This is a genomic window from Treponema sp. R80B11-R83G3 (assembly GCF_054786115.1).
In genome coordinates this window covers 1-472 of sequence record NZ_BDHF01000475.1, presented here as the reverse complement: position 1 = coordinate 472, position 472 = coordinate 1, and the positions used below count along the sequence as shown (strand labels likewise).

Here is a 472-nt window from a genome sequence, read left to right as displayed (position 1 = left end):
TTCCCGGAGCGGGATACCATAACCGCTGAATATGCCGCTCTGCGAGCGTCATGGCGGCGTCAAAGCGCACGATAGAGAACTGCTGACACACGCCGACAATTGTGCGGATTACCGCTTCGCGCGCTTCGGGATTGAGAAAATCAATCTGCGCCGTATCGTTCCACGGCATGGAAGTGCCGTCGTTGCCGTGGTAGATGTAGCGCGTTTCTCCGGTGCGATTGTCAATTCGTTTAAAGACGACTGCGGCATCACTGCGTGAAAAATAATGTTCTTCAATTTGTACTGTTATGTCATCACGGCCTGAAAGATTGCCGCAGTTGTAATTGTAAGTTGGAAACGGCGGGTAGGGCAGTTGCAAAAAACGGTCGGGATGTTCGACAATCCATTTGCTGTCGATGCCTGTGTGATTGGGAACCATATCAGAACCGAGGCGGATTCCTCGGCGCATACAACGCTCACGCAAGTTGGTGAG

At 52.1% G+C, this 472-nt stretch carries 1 pseudogene; it reads right to left on the bottom strand.

Features of this window, described 5'->3' with window-relative positions:
- A pseudogene (locus tag ACYVRH_RS14545) lies at positions 1–472 on the bottom strand (alpha-amylase family glycosyl hydrolase); the annotation flags it as partial.